The sequence below is a fragment of the Nostoc sp. 106C genome (assembly GCF_002154725.1).
Classification (GTDB): domain Bacteria; phylum Cyanobacteriota; class Cyanobacteriia; order Cyanobacteriales; family Nostocaceae; genus Aulosira.
The window spans coordinates 1-22313 of the sequence record NZ_MTAW01000043.1 but is presented as its reverse complement, the minus strand read 5'-3'; the positions used below and the strand labels follow the sequence as shown (position 1 = coordinate 22313).

Here is a 22313-nt window from a genome sequence, read left to right as displayed (position 1 = left end):
GGCTCCATTTTCTTTACATTTTGTTTCGTTGCTCTTTAATGGCTAAAGTCGAGTTGAAGAAGTCGGGGATCTAAAAATGACCTCCTATTACTGATTTTCTGGCTCTGCTAGAGAATTTTTTATTACCAATCTTTGGCTGATTCTATAACTATAGGGAGAGGCGAGAAATTTTTAAATAATTCTCAGAAATACCACTAACAAACAATTAGATAAAACAAATAAATTGATACTTCTATCTAAAAATTATTCATGTATCAACTGCTTTAGATTGAGTAGTATCGAGAAAGAAATAAAAATTTTTTAAATACATCATATTCAGCAAGGTACGCTGATTGGGATGGCTTCAATTATATTGACATTGAACTGTCTAAATTTTTCCCAGCTTGAAAATTACTTACTAATAATGATTAATAGCTCTCAACTAATGACTGACTGATTCACTATTCTAGAGAAATCACCCATGATTGTTGATTCCTTGTTTTACACAACCCTTGGCGGTGTGCGTGTCTCTCGCTCGGTTACAGAAGTTAAGATGAACACTGCCCTGGAAAATATTCTGTTCCACCTTAATTCTCAGCGTGGAGGCTTGCTGAAAAGTAGCTACGAATATCCAGGAAGATACAAGAGATGGGCGATTGGATTTATTAATCCACCACTAGAATTGACAACAAGGGAAAATGCATTCACTCTGACAGCACTTAACGATCGTGGCAAGGTACTTTTACTATTGCTTTTAGAGCGTCTGTCCCACTCACCACAGCTTCAGGAAGTTAGCCAAGAGCAGAACTACATCACAGGGTTTGTTAAACCTGCCCAACAATTCTTTGCGGAAGAAGAGCGTAGCAAACAACCTTCATCGTTTACAGTTATTCGAGAAATTCTACATACTTTTTCTAGTCAAGAAGACGAACATCTAGGATTATATGGTGCGTTTGGTTACGATTTGGTTTTCCAATTTGAGCCAATTTCTTGGAGTTTGGAACGTGCCTCAGATCAACGAGATTTAGTACTTTACTTACCCGATGAATTAATAGTTGTTGACTATTATCAGCAACGGGCATTTCGTTTTGAATATGAATTTATCACAGCCTATGGCAGCACCAATAATCTGCCGCGAACAGGCGAATCTATTGACTTTAAAGGTAAGCGACTACTACCAAAGCAAACTGCTGACCATCAAATAGGCGAGTACGCAAAGCAGCAAGTTGAGGCTGCATTCGATTACTTCCGCCGAGGTGATTTATTTGAAGTAGTTCCTAGCCAAAACTTCTTTGAAGTCTGTGAAGAGCAGCCAAGCAAGCTATTTGAAACCTTACAGCAAATTAATCCCAGTCCTTATGGATTTATCTTTAATTTAGGTGGAGAATATCTCATCGGTGCATCTCCAGAAATGTTTGTGCGGGTGGAAGGTAGGCGCTTAGAAACTTGTCCGATTAGCGGTACTATTAGCCGGGGACAAGATGCCATTGATGATGCCGAGCAAATTCTTCAGTTACTCAACTCACGCAAAGATGAAGCTGAGTTGACAATGTGTACTGATGTAGATCGCAATGATAAATCCCGTATTTGTGAACCTGGTTCAGTAAAAGTGATTGGTCGTCGGCAAATTGAATTGTACAGCCACCTAATACATACAGTAGATCATGTTGAAGGTTTACTGCGATCGCAATTTGATGCTTTAGATGCCTTTCTTAGCCATACTTGGGCAGTTACAGTCACAGGCGCACCCAAAAAAGCAGCAATAGAATTTATCGAACAGCATGAACGCAGCGCTCGACGTTGGTATGGTGGTGCGGTTGGCTATTTAAACTTCAATGGTAATTTAAATACTGGGCTAATTTTGCGGACAATCCGCTTAAAAGACTCAATTGCTGAAGTGCGCGTTGGTGCTACTGTCCTCTATGACTCTGTGCCACAAGCAGAAGAACAAGAAACAATCACCAAAGCTGCGGCACTATTTGAAACGATTCGGCGAGCCAAACAAAAAAACGAAACAACTCAAGAGTACCGTTCTCCAAAATTGAGCAAATATATCTCAAAAGTCGAACTTGGCAAACGCATCTTATTAATAGACTATGAAGATTCATTTGTTCATACCCTAGCAAATTACATTCGCCAAACTGGTGCCAGGGTTACTACCCTACGTCATGGCTTTCCAGAATCGCTGTTCGACACAGAACGCCCTGACTTGGTTGTTTTGTCTCCTGGCCCTGGTAGACCAAATGATTTTAAAGTACCACAGACTGTCCTTGCCTGTATCCGTCGCCAAATTCCCATTTTTGGAGTTTGCCTAGGACTACAAGGCATTGTTGAAGCTTTTGGGGGAAAATTAGGAGTTCTCAAATATCCCCAACATGGGAAATCTTCAGAAATTTTAGTTATCAATCGAGATTCCGTGATATTCAAAAACTTACCGGAATCCTTTGCAGTCGGTAGATATCATTCATTGTTTGCTCTACCACAGCATTTGCCAATAGAACTCAATGTGACCGCAATTTCTCATGATGACGTAATTATGGCGATTGAACATCAGACACTACCTATCACTGCGGTTCAGTTTCATCCCGAATCAATCATGACTCTAGCCGGAGAAATCGGTCTAGCAATGATTAAAAATGTGGTGGGTGCATACACGCAAACCAATAAGTCATTGGTTATTGGTCATTAGTCATTGGTTAGGAGTTCTTCTCCCCCCGCTACCCCAGCTTCCCCAGCCCCCTGTTTATGACTAACCAAGTTGCTCCTGCGCGCAATATTCTCGAAGTAATTGTGTGGCATAAAAAACAAGAAGTCGCACAAATGCACCAAGAATTGCCTTTAGCTTTTTTGCAAAACCAGTTAACTACTGCGCCAACTGTGCGGAATTTCTTGACTGCTTTGCAACACAATTCTAGTCAACCCAGTTTAATAGCCGAAGTAAAAAAAGCGTCACCGAGTCGCGGGATTATCCGGGCGGATTTTGACCCAGTGGCGATCGCTCAAGCTTATGAAAGAGGTGGTGCAGCTTGTTTATCTGTGCTGACTGACCAAAAGTTTTTTCAAGGCAGTTTTGATAATCTGCGTGCTGTGCGATCGCTGGTTGCATTACCCCTACTGTGCAAAGAGTTCATTATCGATCCCTACCAAATTTATTTAGCATGGTCTGCGGGTGCAGATGCTGTATTGTTGATTGCTGCCATTCTTAGCGATCAACAACTCCAAGAATTTTTAGATGTAATTCATGACTTGGGCATGAATGCATTAGTGGAAGTTCATACCTTAGCTGAACTCGATCGAGTGCTAAAGCTTAACAACATACGTTTAGTAGGAATTAACAACCGCAATCTCGAAGATTTTACTGTTAGTTTAGGAACAACACAGCAACTCATAGCACAGCGTCGGCAAAGATTAGAAAGTCTGGGTATCACCGTTGTCAGTGAATCTGGACTGTCTACACCTGCTGATTTATCTCTTGTCGCTGAAGGTGGTGCGCGTGCAGTTTTGGTAGGAGAGTCTTTAATTAAAAAAAATAATGTAGAGCAAGCTGTGCGTAATTTGTTAAGACGCGGTTCTCCTAACTCAGTTAATAACGTTTAGAAAACCTAGCTCCTCTTTCTCAGGAATTTGGTGAGTCCCGTAACCAAAATAGACTTCTTGCAGTGCTGGGTAAAAGGGAAAGATTTAGTTCACAAGAAAATTATTTTTTCCTTGCTGCTTTCCCTTTAACCCTTTTCCTACAAGAGACAAAGCTTAGAGGCAATTGTTATGAAAGCAATGGCGATCGCAAATTTTGGCGAACCAGAAGTCTTTACAGAACTTGAGGTAGAAAAACCGATACCTAATAACAATGAAGTTTTAGTGAAAAGCCAGTTATCGGCGCAACTTTTGGGCTGCATCAAATGGCAAAAGCGCATAAAAAGCTAGAGGAAGGCGGCGAGGATGTGCGCGGCAAGATTGTTCTAAAGGTTGTATAAATCAAGGTTTATGATTTATCGCTCATGATTAATTTCTTCCCCTGTGTGAGTTATTAGCTATTACTCACATCTCTAATCTCAAAAAATGAGGTTTCAAGCTTCGTTAACGGAGTAAATAGCCTCGTTAACGGAGCAAAAAGCTTCATTAACGGAGTAAATAGCCTCATTAACGAAGTAAATAGCCTCATTAACGGAGTAAATAGCCTCATTAACGGAGCAAAAAGCCTCATTAACAGAGCAAAAAGCCTCGTTAACGGAGCAGAAAGCCTCGTTAACGGAGCAAAAAGCCTCGTTAACGGAGTAAAAAGCTTTGTTGACTGAAGAATGTAGCGAAGGCATCACTAATTACTTATTGCTGATTATTATTTCAAAGCCATTAACCATCAACATTTTTTAGGATGACTACAATTTCCCATCACTTTCAAACTTTACGCAGCCACAAACAGTGTGCTTTGATTCCCTTTATAACCGCTGGCGATCCTAACTTACAAACTACCGCCGAGGCTTTAAGCATCTTAGATCGTAATGGTGCTGACTTTATAGAGTTGGGTGTTCCTTACTCCGATCCTCTAGCAGATGGCCCTGTAATTCAAGCCGCAGCCACCCGCGCCTTGCAAAAAGGAACGAAATTAGAGCAAGTGCTAGAGATGTTGCACGTTATAATTCCCTGCTTAAAAGCACAAATCATTTTATTTACTTATTACAATCCCATATTGCACCGGGGTATTAAGTCGTTTTTAGCAGAAATTGCTACTGCTGGGGTGCGGGGGTTAGTAGTGCCAGATTTACCCTTAGAAGAAGCAGAAGAATTAATACAAACTGCTGCTACTTTTGATATTGAAGTGATATTGCTCGTAGCTCCTACCAGTTCTCAAGATAGGATAGAAGCGATCGCCCGTCAATCTCAGGGTTTTATCTACCTTGTAAGTGTAACAGGTGTTACGGGGATGCGTTCTCAAATCCAAGACCGCGTACAGCATTTACTCAAAGATATTCGTAGCATCACTGATAAACCGATTGGTGTTGGTTTTGGTATCTCAGCACCAGAACAAGCACATCAGGTAAGAGAATGGGGCGCAGATGCTGTGATTGTTGGTAGTGCTTTTGTGAAACGGTTAGCTGAAGGTAATCCAATTGAAGGACTGCAAGCTGTAGAACAACTTTGTCGAGAACTGAAAGCTGCGATTACTCCTGCATCGCTGCAACAAGTTGGTTCCGCTAGGTAAGCCAAACTCTATTGCTTTCTCTCTCTGCGTTCTCTGTGCCTCTGTGGTTCGATGAAGAGTAACGAACCGCAGAGACGCGGAGAACACAGAGAAGGAAATGCAGAGGAAATATGAGTTGTGAAAGAAATATTGAATGTGAGGGGATTTTAAGTAGTGGTAAGCATTCCAGAGATTAAAGATATCATTTCCCCATCGGCGACGGCGCGACCTGATTCATTAGGCAGGTTCGGACGCTTTGGTGGTAAATATGTCCCAGAAACCTTAATGCCAGCCTTAACTGAGTTGGAAGCTGCATTTTATCAATATCGCCACGAGCCAAGTTTCCAAGCCGAACTGCAAAATTTGCTGCGCGATTATGTGGGAAGACCCAGCCCCTTATATTTTGCGGAACGTCTCGCTGCACATTACGCTAGACCTGATGGTACAGGGCCACAAATTTATTTAAAGCGGGAAGATTTAAATCATACAGGCGCACATAAAATAAATAATGCCTTAGCTCAGGTGTTGCTAGCCAAACGCATGGGTAAGCAGCGAGTGATTGCAGAAACTGGAGCAGGTCAACATGGCGTGGCGACTGCAACTGTGTGTGCGCGGTTTGGTTTAGACTGCGTAATTTACATGGGCATCCACGATATGGAACGGCAAGCCCTGAACGTGTTTCGCATGAAGCTGATGGGGGCAGAAGTTCGACCAGTGGAAGCGGGAACAGGAACTTTAAAGGATGCCACTTCCGAGGCAATTCGTGATTGGGTAACGAATGTTGAAACGACTCACTATATTTTGGGTTCCGTTGCAGGCCCTCATCCCTACCCAATGTTAGTCCGTGACTTTCATACTGTAATTGGTGTAGAAACTCGCGCTCAATGCCAAGAGAAATGGCAAGGATTACCAGATATTCTGCTGGCTTGTGTGGGTGGTGGTTCCAATGCGATCGGCTTGTTCCATGAGTTTGTTGGCGAAACATCTGTGCGTTTAATTGGAGTAGAGGCGGCTGGTGAAGGTGTAGATACAGACAAACACGCCGCAACTTTAACACATGGCAGAGTGGGAGTTTTGCACGGTGCAATGAGTTATCTCCTACAAGATGATGACGGTCAAGTAATCGAAGCACATTCGATTAGTGCTGGATTAGACTATCCCGGCGTTGGCCCTGAGCATAGTTATTTAAAGGATATTAACCGCGCCGAATATTACAGCGTCACCGACAAGCAAGCATTAGAAGCATTTCAGCGACTTGCACAACTAGAAGGAATTATTCCCGCCTTAGAAACTGCTCATGCGATCGCCTATCTCGAAACCCTTTGCCCGCAACTAAGTGGCAATCCCCGCATTGTGATTAATTGTTCTGGTAGAGGCGACAAGGATGTGCAAACTGTAGCTAAAGTTTTGGGGTGATTAAACAATGATAGCTGTAACTCAAACTGCACCTCAAAATACTTCGGTCATCTCTGAATCTTACAACTGGTCAGCTATATTGCAACAGTTGCTAAATCGGCAATCTTTGACAGTTTTCCAAGCTGCGGATTTAATGCAAGGTTGGCTCACAGATGCTATTCCCCCGGTATTATCGGGAGCGATTTTAACCGCGATTCAAGTTAAAGGCGTATCCGCCGAAGAATTAGTAGGCATGGCCAGCGTCTTGCAATCCCAATCTTCCCCACTCACAACTCCCCACTCCTCACTCAGCACTCTCATAGACACTTGCGGAACTGGTGGCGATGGCGCTTCAACTTTCAACATTTCCACTGCCGTTGCCTTTGTTGCCGCCGCCGCTGGGGTGAAAGTTGCCAAGCATGGCAATCGTTCTGCATCTAGCAAAACTGGTTCTGCTGATGTGTTGGAAGCTTTGGGTATTAATCTCAACGCCAGCCCTGAGAAAGTACAAGCAGCAGTGGGTGAGGTGGGAATTACCTTTTTATTCGCCCCCGGTTGGCATCCGGCACTCAAAGCGGTTGCAGATTTGCGAAAAACTTTGAAAGTGCGGACTATTTTTAATCTACTTGGCCCTTTGGTGAATCCGCTACGACCGACAGGACAAATCATTGGTGTGAATGACCCGCTTTTATTAGAGGAGATTGCTCAAGCTTTATCGCAGTTGGGATGCCGACAAGCGATCGCAGTCCACGGAAGAGAAAGGTTAGATGAGGCTGGTTTGGCTGATGTTACTGATTTGGCTGTACTTCAAGATCAAAAAGTCCGTTCCCTGACACTCGATCCAGAGGAACTTGGTTTAACTCCCGCACCAACTGCGGCGTTGCGGGGTGGAGATGTCCCAGAAAATGCAGAAATTTTGAAGGCAGTTCTTCAAGGTAAAGGCACTGAAGCACAGCATGAAGTAGTCGCTTTAAATACAGCGCTAGCTTTGCAAGTAGGTGAAGCCATTGATGGCACAACGGATATTTTAGAAGGCTGTTTCAAAGGTATTGTGCTCGCGAAGGAAGTTCTCCGAAGCGGTGCTGCTTGGGAAAAACTAGAGCAACTAGCTAAATTTTTGCACTAATCGAATAGCTACTCAATTATAAAAAAGGAAAAAGAACATGATTGTAGTACTTAAGACTGGTACGCCTGTTGACGTAATTACACAGATCAGCCAAGAGATCAGTGAAACTTGGGGAGTCACAGTAGAAAAAAGCGTTGGTGAGCATAAAGTTATTCTGGGGATAATTGGCGATACTTCTGCCATTGATACCTTGCAAGTTCAAGAGTATAGCCCTTGGATTCAGCAAGTATTGCGAGTACAGCGGCCTTTTAAGCGGGTTAGTCGAGAATTCAGAAATGGAGAAGCTAGCGAAGTTATTGTACCCACACCCAACGAACGTGTTTATTTCGGAGAACATCATCCCATCGTAGTAGTAGCCGGGCCCTGCTCGGTTGAGAATGAAGCGATGATTGTGGAGACAGCAAAGCGGGTTAAAGCAGCAGGAGCCAAATTTCTCCGTGGCGGAGCCTACAAACCTCGCACTTCACCTTATGCATTTCAAGGATATGGTGAAAGCGCCTTAGATTTGTTAGCAGCAGCGCGTCAAGCTACGGGTTTAGGTATCATCACAGAATTAATGGATGCTGCCGATTTACCAGCAGTAGCTAACACAGCCGACATCATCCAAATCGGAGCGCGGAATATGCACAACTTCTCGTTGCTCAAAAAGGTAGGCGCTCAAGATAAACCCGTGCTGTTAAAGCGAGGAATGTCTGCCACAATTGACGAGTGGTTAATGGCAGCAGAATACATTTTGGCATCAGGAAATCCAAATGTGATTCTTTGTGAGCGGGGAATTAGAACCTTTGATGGCAAATATGCCCGTAATACTTTAGATTTATCAGTGCTGCCAGTATTGCGATCGCTCACCCACCTACCAATTATGATTGATCCCAGCCACGGTACAGGTAGATCCGAGTATGTTGCACCGATGGCAATGGCTGCGATCGCCGCAGGTACAGATGCTTTGATGATTGAGGTTCATCCCAACCCTGCTAAGGCTTTATCTGATGGCCCCCAATCCCTAACCCCTGATAAATTTGATCGCTTAACTCAGGAAATGTCCGTTATTGGCAAAGTAGTTAATCGCTGGTCTGTGCCTGCATTAGTCGGTTCTGTGTAGTCGCACTGCGATCGAAGGCTGAGTACTGAGAAAATTCCAAAATAAGTGGTTACGTAAAATTATTTATGTCATTGCGAGCGAAATGAAATGTAGCGTTCGCGGAACGTTCAGCTTTGCTCCACTCGCAATGACAACTGCTTAACCAGAAATGATAAGTAGGTCGGCGTGAATATTTATCGTTGGGATGAGGCAGGAGGCAGGAGGGTTTAAGCCTATTTGATTTTTCTTAACATAGTTTTGTTTTTCCACACCGTTCTACTTATCACCCAATACAGTTCAGTTAAGAAAATTATCAACAACAAAGCCAAAAAATTAGTTACTCAACAAAAAAACAGAACACTAATTTTGGAGGGGTTTGGGGGATTCTCCCCCAAGATGCTGGCTTTTTCAACAAGTGACAATCAATCTCTAACCACCTTAACTGAACCGTATTATGATATCACCTGCTCTTGTCATTTACCTTACGACTTATATTTGAGCGCAAAATGGTATTAAGAATTAGGCATAAGTATCGGATGTATATCATGCGCCAAATAGCAAAAATCTATAGTTAGATTCTAAAAACTTTAAATACATTTGCCCTAATCACTAATAAAAAATAAATATACAAATTATTGACCTTTTAATCTAAATATTTTTCATTGTAATAGCAATTCCACTTACTTAATATATATGTAGCTAGCGTAAATTAAGCTTAGTTTTGGTTTTGAAATATTAGATGAGTTACTCAATATTACAACCAAATAAGCTCAATACGCCAATAGCTGATAACTAGCTCCGGCAGTGTAAAAAGACAAAAATAAAGCCGTGAAGCTAGTTAAATTTTGTCTACTTAATATTCCAGCACTAACGTAATTTTGACCCAAAAGATAGGAGGATTATTTCTGATGGCAGATTCGATTGGTGGTGGTAGCAACAATTCCTCTGCTGGCGGTGGCAATTCACTTGGGAGTTCACCTTGGGGCCGCTTACAGGAAGTTGGTATAAACGATTTCGGTGATATATTCAAGGGCGTTGGTGGTGGAAAAGGTAGCCCTCCTCCATCTGGCGGCGGCGGTTCCTCACCTGGTGGCGGTAGTCCCTTCACTCGCTTTGGCGACCCGAATGCTCCGGGTAGCCCTTTGACTGGTGGTGTCAACCCTTGGGCTACTAGTGGTGGCAGCGACCCCTTGACTGGTGGCAGCAGTGGCAGCAGCCCCTTAGCTAATGGTGGCAGCGATCCTTTAATCGGTGGAGGCAGCAACACAACTCAACCGCCAGACGGGTTCAGTTTGAGGGTGGAGATTGACAAACTTGTTAACTCTAGGCTTAAAAACGAACTTGGTGATGACGTACCTTTAGATCAAGCATTTGGTGGCGGTAGCGGCGGTATCCCGTCATTTGGTGGTAGCGGCGGTATCCCATCATTTGGTGGTGGTAGTGGCGGTATCCCATCATTTGGTGGTGGTAGTGGCGGTATCCCATCATTTGGTGGTGGTAGTGGCGGTATCCCATCATTTGGTGGCGATAACAGCGGTATCCCGTCATTTGGCGGCGGTAGCGGTGGTATCCCATCATTCGGTGGTGGTAGTGGCGGTATCCCGTCATTTGGTGGCAGTTAGTAGGATTTCTGCAACAATCCGCAGATAAAAATAAACATAGACACGTTGGCGATCGCTAAACGTCTCGAAGAAAAGCCTCTTGCAGAACGCTTTCTACATAATACAAAGATGAAATACATCTGTTTATCTGCGGATTAGTTTCAATAGCAAAAATATTGGCATAGAAATCAAAAGATTGGCCATTGCGGTTTGAGGGTGAATTTTATTAATATTTATTACTGAAGTACGGTTGATGAAAATTTTCTTGCTTCCATCAAAGCTATTGTGTTGAATACTTTATGCTACGAAGCACAAAAAATTCTACGCTTTTAGCTCAGAATTTAATTTAAAAAATACTAAATAATCCCGTCATCAAGGTAACTAAAATTTGTCTTTTTGATACCATTTTTTTTGCAAAATTTTTAAACTAAAAACAGGAGATTAATGCTGATGGAAGCATCTGCTGCCAACCCAATTAATTATGGGAACAACACCTCGGCTGTTAGTAATCCCTCCGCTGGCAGTAGTAGCAATCCAATTCCTGGTGGCGGTATCAACTCTTTTGCGGGCGAAGGTGGTGGTAAGCTTCAGCAATTAATCTTTGATCGTTTGAAGTTAGTTCTAGGTGACGAATTCTCCAATAACGCTGATAGCCCATTTACAGGTGGCGGCAGTAACCCGTTTGCAGGCAGTGGTAGTCCCATTCCAAGTGTTGGCAGTAACTCGTTTGCAGGTGGCGGTAACCCCATTGCAGGTGCTGGAAGCCTGCTTCAGCAATCACCTTTCGATCCGTTGTTGCGGGAAGTTCTTGGCAACAACATGGCCTATTCTGGCGATCGCAGCCAGCGTTTTAATGCAGGCAATGCACCTGTTGGTAATGGTAACAGGGATTCTGGTAGCAACAACGCAACCATTGGTAATGGTAACTCAAACTCTGGTAGTGACAGTGCAACTATTGGTAATGGCAACTGGAACTTTAATAGCGACAACGCAACTATTGGTAATGGCAACTGGCTATTTGGAAGTGGCAATACAAATCTTGGTAACGGTAACTGGTATTGGGATGACGGAAGTAACAACGCAACCTTAGGTAATGGGAATTGGCACTTCGGTAGCGAAAACGCAACTATTGGAAACGGCAACTGGGACTTCGGTAGTAACAACACAATCATTGGCAATGGTAACTGGATATTCACCAGTGACAACACAGTTGTGGGTAATAGCAACTGGCTAGTAGGTATTGATAAAAATACCAACAGTCTAGAGTCTTTACCTCAAAGCACCAAAGCTGAAATTAATAACCTGATTAACTCCCTTGTTGGCAAAATAGGTAAAGATTTTACTGTGTTAACAGGAGATTTTAGTGCATCAGAAACCGAGACATTTAACCGACTCATCCTTTCTAAAGGTGCTGGTACTGATTTCAGTAATACATCTTCCGACATTCAGCGGCTTTTGACATCACTCAGTAAATATCAAGGAAATGTATATCAGCCTGTACAAAACTCTCACTCTGTCCCAGAACCTTCTTCAATACCCCTAGTAGTAATAGGACTTTTGTCTTTGCTGATGTCGAGATTTAAAAAAGGGTTCCGTCACCAATACCTTCGCCAATTTACGAGGTTACAGAATAAGGTTGAGTAGAGCAATACTTTCGCCCTCTTTCAAGAAACACATTCGGTGGGTTGAGAAATAGGAATAAGTTCTAAACCAAGAGCCTGAGCTTTTTTGTGGAGGTTATTGACAAATCGCCCATCAACCGCTTTTGTCATTCTAGGCAGAAGAAAAAGAGAAATCAGGGTGAGTCAGAAACATCAAAATGCGATGAGTAAGGTAATTAGGGCTTGTTGAAAAAGTAATAAAAAAGGCAGAAAAGGATTAATTATTTATTCAAGAAAGGGTTTGGTCGTATTCTGTCTATCATTCAATAGTGGAAATATTTTTTGTCCCTAGTAAATTAGGGTAGTTTATAGACTGACCATTATGTAAAAACAATAGGAATCAGCTTTGGGGTCACAACCGACAATCATGATGCGCTGACCCATTTCTGCCATAGCTGCTAGGGTATTTTGGGAAGTGGTAGATTTACCGATACCACCTTTACCGTAAAAAGCTATCTGTCTAATGTTTTCGTCAGTCATGGTTCGTGTTTCCTGCAATTGGTTGGTTGGTGGGTCTTTTGCTTTTGTCTGTTGGGTCTCACGCCCGTTGAGCTACGGCAGTGAGTTTGTGTAGAACGTCGCCTTTGGCGTTAGCACTAAGTGCCTGCTGGGGGCGATCGCTCCACAGCAAAAACTATTGGTAGTAAAGACATCTATGTTCCTCGTTAAAATTTTTTTTGTTTTATTCTTTGTTAATAGCCATTTGTCCTGACTATTAACAAAGCTAATTACGCACTTTACAAATACTTGTGTGTCAGATAGAAACACTTGGTAGGACTTGACTGATGTCTTCGTCAAAAATCAATGTCTCAGTCCTGTTACTTGTTCACAATAGCGCCTTTCAAATTGGCGACGCGAGCCATTGCAGCGCTAGCATCAGCAGCCGGAACTCCACTTGCAGCCATTGCATCACTAAGATGTTTGGCAATAGTATCAAAGTGTTGGGGCTGTAAATTCATACCTGCGTGGGTTTTGTCCATTGGACGGCCTGCATATTGCTTTGGTCCCTCAAGTAACTGAGCTACGAAAGCAGTAAAATGAGCACGCTGCTTCGCCATATCTGTCTTAGCGAAGAACGTATTAACGGTGTTGTCTGCCAGAATCCGTTTGTACAAATCATCAACTACTTTGTCGAGAGTTGCTTGTCCGCCAATTTTTTCGTAGAGTGCGCTCATATCCTCATTCCTTTGAAGCGAGTTGGATTATGGAATTCGCAATTAGGCGTTGAATACTTGCCTATGTGCTTTTAGCTTTCTGTTGTCAGTAGGACTGAAGTATTGATGCGAAGAGAACTTTATTGGTCCAATCCTACGTTCTGTGTCTTGGCTGATGCACATTAGGGTGTATTTGTGCAGTGCGTAAGTTTTATAGTAATGGCTCAACCGCTTCGACTATCAGGTTCTTGCTGACACGATCCTGCAACCTGGCTTCTATGGCAATCTTAAGAGTTGCTGTGCTGCTAGAACAAGAACCACAAGCTCCTTGCAACAGAACCTTGACTCTATCGCCGTCCACATCGTACAGTTCCACATCTCCGCCGTCAGCAATCAGCACTGGTCTGACTTCTTCATCTAAGACCTTCTGAATTAGTGCGATTTTTTGCACATTGGTCAATGGGCGTTGTGATTGCTTAGCAGTAACAATATCGGTTGCAACTTTCACGCCATAGTTGTTGAGCGCAGGTATTGCGGCTTGTTGCTCTACATCTTTAATAATATCATCAATGTTTGCCAGACAAGAACCGCATCCGCCACCAGCTTTGACGTAGTTTGTTACCTGCTCGGCATCAGTAAGGTTATTTTCCAAAATCACGCGCCGAATTTTGGATTCGCTGATACCAAAGCAGCTACAAATGAGCGCTCCTTCATCATCGTCATCATGGGCAGCCAGAGGAATGCCACGATAATTATAGATTGCCGCTTCTAGGGCTTCTTGCCCCATGACAGAGCAATGCATTTTCGCTTCTGGCAATCCACCCAGGTACTCTGCAATGTCTTTATTAGAGACATTTAGGGCTTCATCTAAAGTTAAACCCTTAATCATTTCAGTGAGGGCGCTAGAAGATGCGATCGCACTGGTGCAACCAAAAGTTTGAAAGCGAGCATCAAGAATCTTATCGCTGGCAACTTCAACCTTCAAGTGCAGTCTCAAAGCATCACCACAAGCAATGCTACCTACCTCTCCAGTTGCTACCTTCACCCCAGATTCATCAGCTTCTTCAATAGCTCCCTGATTCTTGGGATTGTAAAACAGTTCTAATACTTTATCTGTGTAGTCCCACATATTAAGTTCCGAGTGCTGAGTGATGAGTTTTGAGTGGGCATGGGGCATAGGGCATGAGGTATTAATTTTGTCCCCCTTGTCTTCCATGCCCCCTTCCCAATTCCTAATGATGAGCCAGTGTTTGTTCTTGTGCTTGCAGCCAACCTGCTTCGTCATTCTTGAAGGGTGAAAGGGCACGCAAACGTTCTACAATCTCAGGCATAACCGCGATTACTTGATCGATTTCGGCATCTGTGGTGTAGCGACAGAGGCTAAAGCGGATGGAACCGTGCAATGTGGTGTAGGGTAAACCCATTGCCCGTAATACGTGGGAAGGTTCCAAAGAGCCAGAGGTGCAAGCAGAACCAGATGAGGCACAGATACCGTATTTGTTCAGGGAGAGTAAGATGGCTTCTCCTTCGATATACTTGAAGCCGATGTTAGTGGTGTTTGGCAATCTCTGCGTAATATCGCCGTTAACTTCACAGTTAGGAATCGTGGCGAGTAAGGTTTGTTCTAGGCGATCGCGCAGCCTTCTTTCTCTCTTAGTGGCCTCTTCTAAATGTAACAGTTCCAGTTCGGCAGCTTTGCCGAGAGCAATAATTCCTGGAACATTCTCTGTTCCCGCACGGCGTCCACGTTCTTGATGTCCGCCAATTAACAAGGGACGGAATCTTACCCCGCGCCGCACATACAAAACGCCAATTCCTTTGGGGGCGTGGATTTTGTGACCGGATAAGGTTAACATATCTACGGTGCTATTCTTCATATTTAAAGGAATTTTCCCGACTGCTTGCACCGCATCGACGTGGAATAAAGCGCCATGCTCTTTCACTCGCAATCCAATCTGCTCGATTGGGAAAACCACGCCGGTTTCGTTATTCGCATACATAATCGTCACCAAGGCGGTGTTTCCAGTCAAGGAAGCTTCTAGTTCATTTAGATCTATTTGTCCCTGACCATTTACCGAAAGATAGGTAACACTGTAACCTTGGCTTTCTAATTGTTTGCAGACATTCAGTACTGCCGGGTGTTCAACTTGGGTAGTAATAATGTGTCGCTTTTCTGGTTGCGCCAACAATGCGGCGCGAATTGCGGCGTTATCGCCTTCAGTTCCGCAACTGGTGTAGACAATTTCCGATTCATCGGCTCCCAGAAGGGCTGCAAGTTGTTCTCTTGCTGTTTTCACCGCTTTGCCAACTTGCCCACCAAAGGTGTGCATACTAGAGGGATTGCCGTAATAATCAGTTAAGTAGGGCACCATCGCCGCTACAACTTCTGGGTCTACCTTAGTGGTGGCATTATTATCGAGATAAATGCAGCTATTTTGCATTGCTTCTAATTTTGATGAGAGAAGAGCCAAGAATTTGAGGTAATACCAGTAATATGAATTATGAAGTCTGTAGGGCGTTCGTCGGAAGGTAGGATGAAGTCGTATAAGTAGGCTTCATCCTAGGCTGCGGCAAGCATCCCAAAGGGCCTATATATTATGCTTTTGCTTCTATCACTTGGGGCTGACGCTTTTGCAATTGTTCAGAGAATTTCTTGGAATAACAGTTGAACCAACGATCCCAGTAATCTTCTTTATTTGTTAACTTTCCTAAAACGCGGTTATAGTTGGCAAACCAACCTTCCCAATAATCGCTGGGTTGCTTAACGCAACCATCGCAGGTGGGGCAACCAGCTTTACATTGAGGCACTGTATAAATACTACCGACGCAGTTTGTGCAAAGTGCGGGGTCAATCCAGCGGTTACCATCAACTATTTTGATTGCACCAGTAGGACATACAGACAGACATAAATCGCAGGAAATACATTGGCTAGTGATTTTGTAAGCCATGACTATTCTCCTTTTTGAGTACTGGGCATGGGGAATTGGGCATTGGGCATTGGGGATTGGGCATAGCAAATGCCCCATGCCCCATACCCTATTTGCCTAGTCCTTCGATATATTGCTCGTAATATTCCAAAGCAACCTTCTCAATTACGTCGTAAGCTTCAACAGTCTGTATGCCAGCTTTGTGCAATTCTTCTTTGGGACAGTTCCCAATTTTGGAGACTAAAACCGCTTTGCAATCTGCGATCGCTTTAATTATGTTGTCTAGAGTGGCTTCTTCTCCAAATCCACCTTGGCAATAGTGGTCAATTTTGCGGTGACTGATAAAGCGTACTTCACTACCATCCACTTCGTAAACCTGGAATTCCTTCGCATGACCGAAGTGTTGGTTAACTAATCCACTACCTTTGGTTGCGACTGCAACGAGGATTTTCGGATTATTAGCAAATTTCTTGCCAGTTAGTGCCTTTTCTTTGGCTGCTTTAATTTCTTGTTTAAACTTCTCAATACCTTCGTGAACACTGGCGCGTTGTTCTAGGTTATATTCGGGAGCCATTTCTAAGAATTTATCTTTGGTAAATTCTTGGCTGCGGTCTTCTCCTAACAATCCTACAGCATCGGCGCGGCATTGACGGCAGTGGCGCATCATCTTCATGTTGCCGGCGCAGTTGTCTTGAACTTCTTTAAGTTCTTTGGTTGTAGGGCCGCGTTGACCGGTTAAACCGAAGTGTGTGCCGTGTTCTGGGGCAGAAATCAACGGCATGATGTTGTGCAGGAATGCGCCGTTTTCACGAATGAATTTATTTACTTCCACCAAGTGCTGGTCGTTGATGCCCGGAATCATTACCGAGTTGACTTTGCACAAGATATCAGCTTCTTTGAGGGCTTGCAAGCCTTCCATCTGCTTTTCGAGCAGAATCTTAGCTCCCTCAACACCTCTATAACGCTTACGCTTGTAGTGAACCCAAGAATAAATCTGTGCGCCGATTTCTGGGTCGATTGTATTTAGGGTAATAGTAACGTGATCTATATTCAGTTGTTTAATGCGATCGACATATTCGGTCAGCATCAAACCGTTGGTTGAGAGGCAAAGTTTGATATCTGGGGCTTTGTCTGCAATCAACTCAAAAGTGCGGAATGTCTTTTCTGGATTCGCCAGTGGATCGCCAGGACCAGCAATTCCCAAGACTGTCATTTGGGGAATCTTACCTGCAATCACCAATACTTTATGGGCTGCTTCTTCGGGAGTTAGCAACTCGCTAACTACACCAGGACGACTTTCATTAGCGCAGTCAAATTTGCGGTTGCAATAGTTGCATTGAATGTTACAGGCTGGGGCGACTGCAACGTGCATTCTGGCGTAGTGGTGGTGTGCGTCTTCGCTATAGCAGGGATGCTTGGCAATGCGTTCCTTGAGTTTTTCGTCCATTTCCACGGTGGCGTTGCTTTTGCTGTCGCATCCGCAACCACCTGATTTGGCTTGGGTAGTGGTCGGTTCCTGACTGGAGGAGGTGAGGAGTCCTGTAGACGGTAGTGTCATTGAATTTCGCAAGGGTCGGTGGACTGGCTTGCCACTGTGAGAGATGCCGTTGCTACTCTTGATGCCCAGGAATCGAAGTCGCAGCTTCTACTCATGTTGCTCGCAGGAACTTACTCTTTTGCGGTAGCGTAGATGCTGATGAGAACATCCGATTTTAGAGTAGGGCAGGCTTACAATCCTTGATTTTCGGCTGGTGTGTGTCAACGTTAGGGTCGTGGGTAGAATTCGTGCGTAACGCCGCGACTTCTATTCACAGGAGCATGGTGCTATCTCATCCCTCCACTCACTCTTCGCTTTTATTTTGTGTAGAAGCGTTAAGTGATTGGCGATATATGATTTATATCAGCCGATTTTCAGGTCGGTGATATGTATATATGGAATAGAATTTATTGGATTTATTAGGTTTGTACTCAAATCTTCAAACCTTCATAAATTAGGCATTACAAGAATTAAAAAATTTTTTTTCGGATAGGGGTTCTAGTATTTTTTGATTGGGGTACAAGTATTTTTGAAGAGGGGTACAGGATTTTTTTGTACTCAGCTAAAATCCATTCCCTGCAATAGTTTGGGCGATATTTTATATTCTTTTTAGATGTTTGAGCTTGTACTCAAACTTCCCCCGAAACTCTCCCAAAGCCAGTAGTGATAGGGGATTGAGGGGGGAAAAACTGGAGTAGGCTACGTTGTTCTACTCCAGATACGTGCGAAATTCAATTCTGTATCCAACATATCATTTTTTTTTGGGTAAAAATGTAATTTATATTTTTTTAATTTTTCATTAAAAATGATAGTCAATACTGCTTGCAAACCTTGCTATATAAAGCTTACAGATAAGTGATAACAAGCGGATTAATGCATATCATTTTCAAAAAACTTAATTTTTTACCTTAATTTTTCTTTCTTTCAGAAGGAGGAAGACAAGTAAGTATTTTTTATTGCTGACATCTTCCACAAAAAATTTGATGTTATTTAAGAACTAAGTAAAAAATCCAAAATCATTGATTTAGCAATAATAATCGAGAAAAATAATGTAACTTTCTTAGGAATAATCTCCCTCAAATAAGGATTGTACGGAGAAGTAGAAGATATGAGCTTATCTTCTTTATCCCTAATCCTCAATTCCCAGTCCCCAGTAAACTGTATTCATAGAGAAAAACAGGGTAGCAGGAGGAATTAAGATGAAAGCTGTTGTTATCCGCCGATATGGGACTGCTGAGGTGTTGCAGTATGAGGATGTGGAGCAACCGACAATTAAACCTGACCAAATACTTGTGAAGATTCACGCCAGTAGTGTAAATCCCGTTGATTGGAAAATCCGCCAGGGAATGTTGCAATTGCTCACAGGTTACAACTTCCCGATGATTTTGGGGTTTGATTTGGCGGGAGAAGTTGTAGCGATTGGTTCTCAAGTCAAACGTTTCCAGCCAGGCGACGCAATCTACGGTAGTACTACTTTACCTGGAGGCGCTTATGCTGAATTTGCGGCTATCCCGGAAAATTTAGCGGCTCCCAAACCTACGAACTTAAGCTATGAAGAAGCAGCCGCAGTCCCTTTAGCTGCGCTCACGGCTTTGCAAGCATTACGCGACCAGGGTAATATCCAGGCTGGGCAAAGTGTTTTGATTAATGGCGCTGCTGGTGGTGTAGGCATTTTCGCAGTGCAAATTGCCAAGGCTTTGGGGACAGAGGTAACAGGAGTTTGCAGTACCAAAAATGTGGATTTAGTCAAATCTTTGGGAGCAGATCGGGTAATTGACTATAAGCAACAAGACTTTACTCAAGAAACAGGGCCGTATAACATGATCTTCGATGCCGTTGGTAAGCGATCGCCTTCTGATTGCAAACGAGTCCTCAAACCCAATGGTGTATATATCACAACCCTACCCAGCCCTGAAAGTATTGTGCAGAGTGTTTTAACAACCTTCCTACCCGGTCAAAAAGTCAAATTTATCTTAGAAAAACCTAATACTAAAGACTTGCTTTATTTAAAAGAGTTGATTGAAGCGGGTAAAATTCGGGTTGTGATTCATCGCACTTATCCTTTACAAGAATTAGCAGCGGCTCATACAGAAAGTGAAACAGAACGTGCAGTTGGAAAAATTGCGTTGGCGCAGCCCGTCGTAGACATCGCTGTTACTAGTACTTGAGCGTTAATCAGGTGCGATCGCTAATTACAAATTATCTATGTCAATTCCCTGCGCTTTGAGGTTAGCTAACAATTCTTGATAGCGATCGCGCTCTTGTTGTAATTCTTGTAAAGCCGCTTCCTTTGCTTGACGTTCTTGTTCTGCGCGTTGACGTTCTTGTTCCCGTAAGGAGTCAATTTCTACAGGTGTTAAAAACTTTTGTCCGGTGGATGAAAATATTTCCAGAGTTTCTGCTGTTAATTGAAAATGGATTCCCAAACGCGGACTTACCCAGCCATTCATTTCTTCGATGACTTCAAAACTATCGCCAGAACGGAGCAAGCCATTTAAATCATTCTTAGCTGGATCGTAAATATAATATTCTTCTACACCGTAACGCTGGTAAAACTGCAATTTTTTGGTCATTTCTTTGAGCGTGTTACCTGGCGATAGAATTTCAAATACTACCTGTGGCGGAATATTATCTTCATCCCACTGTAAATAAGAACCCCGTTTTCCTTTTGGTCTACCAAAAACTACCATTGTATCGGGCGCTTGTTTAATATTAGGGTTTCCTTGAACTGGATACCAAAACAAATCTCCAGCGATAAATACATCAGCTTGCGATGCAAATAGGATTTCTAAATTTTCTTTAATTTTGATAATCCATGTAAATTGTTCTGTATTATCCGCCATTGGCTGTCCATCACTTTCTGGGTAGATGGCTTTGATAGTGGTTTCTGGTGTGACTTGTTGTACCACTGCTGCACCTCCAAGTATGGGGTTTTGCTGTTATTTCTAGTTTAGATAGCGATCGCATTAATATTAATTTATTGATTTAGGGGTGTTTGCTGCGCTACTTGCTGGACTTGTGAAACCTCTAAATCTAAAGCCTGTGCTATCTGTTCCACAGTTAAACCCAGTGTTAAAAGCTTAGGTACAGCTTCTAATTTTGCTTCCAAACGACCTTTTTGTTCACCTATTTGTTCACCTTCTTCTCTAGCTTCTTGATAAACTCGTGTTTGCTTTAATTCGCTTAATCCAAACATTGCTTCTATCTCCTTTTGACTCATTTGCGGAAATTTATAAACTAGGATTGTCTCTATTAATTCTAGTAATTGTTTTTGTGGTATTTGTAAATTGTCTGCTTGTTGGGTGCGGTTGATTAATTCCCTAGCGGTGTTAATTGCTGTATTTTCCCCTTCAATTACTAATTTTATCGTAGCAATACCTATTGGTAATAACGCAGTAGTGCCTAATTCATCTAAGTAAATTAGGCTGATACGCTGGCTTTGGAAGAATTCTAAGAAATGTTTTTTATGACCGATATCTATATTCCTGCTAGGATAAATCACCACTCCTCGCCAAGGATTTTTTGGTTTATTTTGGCGTAAGTATAAAGCAATTTCTGATATCAGGCGTAAATAAATATCTGCATCTGGTTGAAATTGGATTTCAACAAAATAAATCGGACTTGCTGTATTTTGGATGGGAAGAAAAACACCATCGATTCTAAAGGCTGTTTGCTTGATTTCAACTGAAGCAAATTGATAGATGTTGGCGGTTTCGGGAGGGTTGCCAATTAGTTCAAAGAAGATGCTGGGGAATTCCTGAAATAGGCGATAAAATATGCTGTCGGTTTTCACACAGAGGTTTTAGCAGATTTTGTATTGTAGTGATTTTACCATTTCGATATCTTTTGGTAAGATTGAGATTTCTGTAATTACTCTGAAGTTTGGAATCATCACTCCAGCTAGTGTATATACTCGTAATCAAAATATAAACAGATACGAGTATTATGATAGACTGGTTGGCTATTTGGGGTGTAACTCAGGCTACCGCATTTATTTTTAAGCCGATTTTGGAAGATTTAGCAAAGGATGCTGCTAAAGATTGGGCTAAGGATTTATTAAAGGGTATTCCTAAAAAGATTGTAGACAAACTGAAAAAAGAAGATATTGAAATTGCTGCTGGTAAGGCGTTAAAGGAATTTTTGCAACTGATGCAACAGCAGTTAAAAGTGCGGTGCAAACTTTCTGAGGAAGAAATCAAGGATTACACCAAAGATATCAAAAAGTTTATTAGCGACAAGTCTGTAAAGGAAATTCTTGGTCAGGCTTTTGATATTAGCTGTGAAGATTTAAACTTTAAAACTTTAGAAGATAGTTGGCAAAGGCTACAACTTAAAACTCTGCCACCTAAGTTTAACTGGCAAGCATTTATAGACCAGTATTTTATACAAGTCCAAGAACTGCTGCAAGAGTCAAAAGAGTTACGTTCTATTTTAGAGTTACAAACATTAACCAGTATTGATACTACTTTAAAAGAAAACGCTGATATTCCCAAAGATTTTAACTTAGTACAATATTTAGAAACTATTCGCGAGCGTTACGGCAATCTGAAATTAGATAGTTTAGAGAATACATCACGGGAACATCCAGTTAACTTATGGCAAATCTTTATCCCGCAAAATGGTAAGGATTCAGGTCTAATATTGTGGAAGCAAAGAAGGACAAGACAGACTA

17 protein-coding genes and 2 pseudogenes are annotated in these 22313 nt (G+C 42.6%); 11 read left to right on the top strand and 8 right to left on the bottom strand.

Annotated features, from left to right (window positions below; all coding sequences use genetic code 11):
- Window positions 1–460 precede the first annotated feature (460 nt).
- The 9 genes from BV375_RS02815 to BV375_RS02775 all read left to right on the top strand — a co-directional run bounded on the left by BV375_RS02815 (window position 461) and on the right by BV375_RS02775 (window position 12005).
- Entirely contained in the window at window positions 461–2668 is a 2208-nt protein-coding gene (locus tag BV375_RS02815; RefSeq protein ID WP_086757057.1) for an anthranilate synthase, read from the top strand.
- Between the two features lie 56 nt (window positions 2669–2724).
- Window positions 2725–3576, top strand: a complete 852-nt coding sequence (gene trpC, locus BV375_RS02810) for an indole-3-glycerol phosphate synthase TrpC (RefSeq protein ID WP_086757055.1) — start codon at window positions 2725–2727, stop codon at window positions 3574–3576.
- 168 nt (window positions 3577–3744) lie between these two features.
- Window positions 3745–3903, top strand: coding sequence for a hypothetical protein (locus BV375_RS37985; protein ID WP_243713828.1), 159 nt, complete (start codon window positions 3745–3747; stop codon window positions 3901–3903).
- Window positions 3904–4351: 448 nt separating this feature from the next.
- Window positions 4352–5179: a tryptophan synthase subunit alpha gene (gene trpA / locus BV375_RS02805; RefSeq protein WP_086757053.1), complete on the top strand. Its 828-nt coding sequence runs from the start codon at window positions 4352–4354 to the stop codon at window positions 5177–5179.
- A gap of 153 nt (window positions 5180–5332) precedes the next feature.
- Entirely contained in the window at window positions 5333–6574 is a 1242-nt protein-coding gene (gene trpB, locus BV375_RS02800) for a tryptophan synthase subunit beta (RefSeq protein WP_086757051.1), read from the top strand.
- A gap of 7 nt (window positions 6575–6581) precedes the next feature.
- Window positions 6582–7679: an anthranilate phosphoribosyltransferase gene (gene trpD, locus BV375_RS02795; RefSeq protein ID WP_086757049.1), complete on the top strand. Its 1098-nt coding sequence runs from the start codon at window positions 6582–6584 to the stop codon at window positions 7677–7679.
- 37 nt (window positions 7680–7716) lie between these two features.
- Window positions 7717–8781 (top strand): 3-deoxy-7-phosphoheptulonate synthase, encoded by a 1065-nt coding sequence (aroF, locus tag BV375_RS02790; protein WP_086757047.1) that lies wholly within the window; start codon window positions 7717–7719, stop codon window positions 8779–8781.
- Between the two features lie 887 nt (window positions 8782–9668).
- The gene (locus BV375_RS35725; RefSeq protein ID WP_143841964.1) at window positions 9669–10382 is read left to right on the top strand and encodes a hypothetical protein; all 714 of its coding nucleotides are present in this window, start codon (window positions 9669–9671) and stop codon (window positions 10380–10382) included.
- 429 nt (window positions 10383–10811) lie between these two features.
- Window positions 10812–12005 carry a PEP-CTERM sorting domain-containing protein gene (locus BV375_RS02775; protein WP_086757040.1) on the top strand — a complete coding sequence of 398 codons (1194 nt, stop codon included), beginning with the start codon at window positions 10812–10814 and terminating at the stop codon, window positions 12003–12005.
- Between the two features lie 353 nt (window positions 12006–12358).
- Here the strand turns inward: BV375_RS02775 and BV375_RS02770 are convergent.
- From BV375_RS02770 to nifB, 6 genes and pseudogenes are all read right to left on the bottom strand, one after another.
- Window positions 12359–12502: pseudogene (locus tag BV375_RS02770) on the bottom strand (AAA family ATPase); the annotation flags it as partial.
- Between the two features lie 338 nt (window positions 12503–12840).
- Window positions 12841–13197 carry a group 1 truncated hemoglobin gene (locus tag BV375_RS02765; protein WP_086757036.1) on the bottom strand — a complete coding sequence of 119 codons (357 nt, stop codon included), beginning with the start codon at window positions 13195–13197 and terminating at the stop codon, window positions 12841–12843.
- Window positions 13198–13387: 190 nt separating this feature from the next.
- A complete protein-coding gene (nifU, locus tag BV375_RS02760) occupies window positions 13388–14305 on the bottom strand; it encodes a Fe-S cluster assembly protein NifU (protein WP_086757034.1) in 918 nt (305 codons plus the stop codon).
- Window positions 14306–14408: 103 nt separating this feature from the next.
- Window positions 14409–15617, bottom strand: coding sequence for a cysteine desulfurase NifS (gene nifS / locus BV375_RS02755; protein WP_086757032.1), 1209 nt, complete (start codon window positions 15615–15617; stop codon window positions 14409–14411).
- Window positions 15618–15771: 154 nt separating this feature from the next.
- A complete protein-coding gene (locus tag BV375_RS02750; protein ID WP_086757030.1) occupies window positions 15772–16125 on the bottom strand; it encodes a 4Fe-4S binding protein in 354 nt (117 codons plus the stop codon).
- 88 nt (window positions 16126–16213) lie between these two features.
- On the bottom strand, window positions 16214–17662 hold the full coding sequence (gene nifB / locus BV375_RS02745) for a nitrogenase cofactor biosynthesis protein NifB (RefSeq protein WP_086757028.1): 1449 nt from the start codon (window positions 17660–17662) through the stop codon (window positions 16214–16216).
- 1178 nt (window positions 17663–18840) lie between these two features.
- Between nifB and BV375_RS02740 the strand changes: the two genes are divergently transcribed.
- Window positions 18841–19809, top strand: coding sequence for an NAD(P)-dependent alcohol dehydrogenase (locus tag BV375_RS02740; RefSeq protein WP_086757026.1), 969 nt, complete (start codon window positions 18841–18843; stop codon window positions 19807–19809).
- Window positions 19810–19833: 24 nt separating this feature from the next.
- Here the strand turns inward: BV375_RS02740 and BV375_RS02735 are convergent, their stop codons facing one another.
- Window positions 19834–20550 (bottom strand): Uma2 family endonuclease, encoded by a 717-nt coding sequence (locus tag BV375_RS02735; RefSeq protein ID WP_086757024.1) that lies wholly within the window; start codon window positions 20548–20550, stop codon window positions 19834–19836.
- Between the two features lie 68 nt (window positions 20551–20618).
- The gene (locus BV375_RS02730) at window positions 20619–21434 is read right to left on the bottom strand and encodes an Rpn family recombination-promoting nuclease/putative transposase (RefSeq protein ID WP_086757022.1); all 816 of its coding nucleotides are present in this window, start codon (window positions 21432–21434) and stop codon (window positions 20619–20621) included.
- A 152-nt stretch (window positions 21435–21586) separates the two neighbouring features.
- Between BV375_RS02730 and BV375_RS02725 the strand changes: the two are divergent.
- Window positions 21587–22313 (top strand): annotated as a pseudogene (locus BV375_RS02725) (NTPase); the annotation flags it as partial.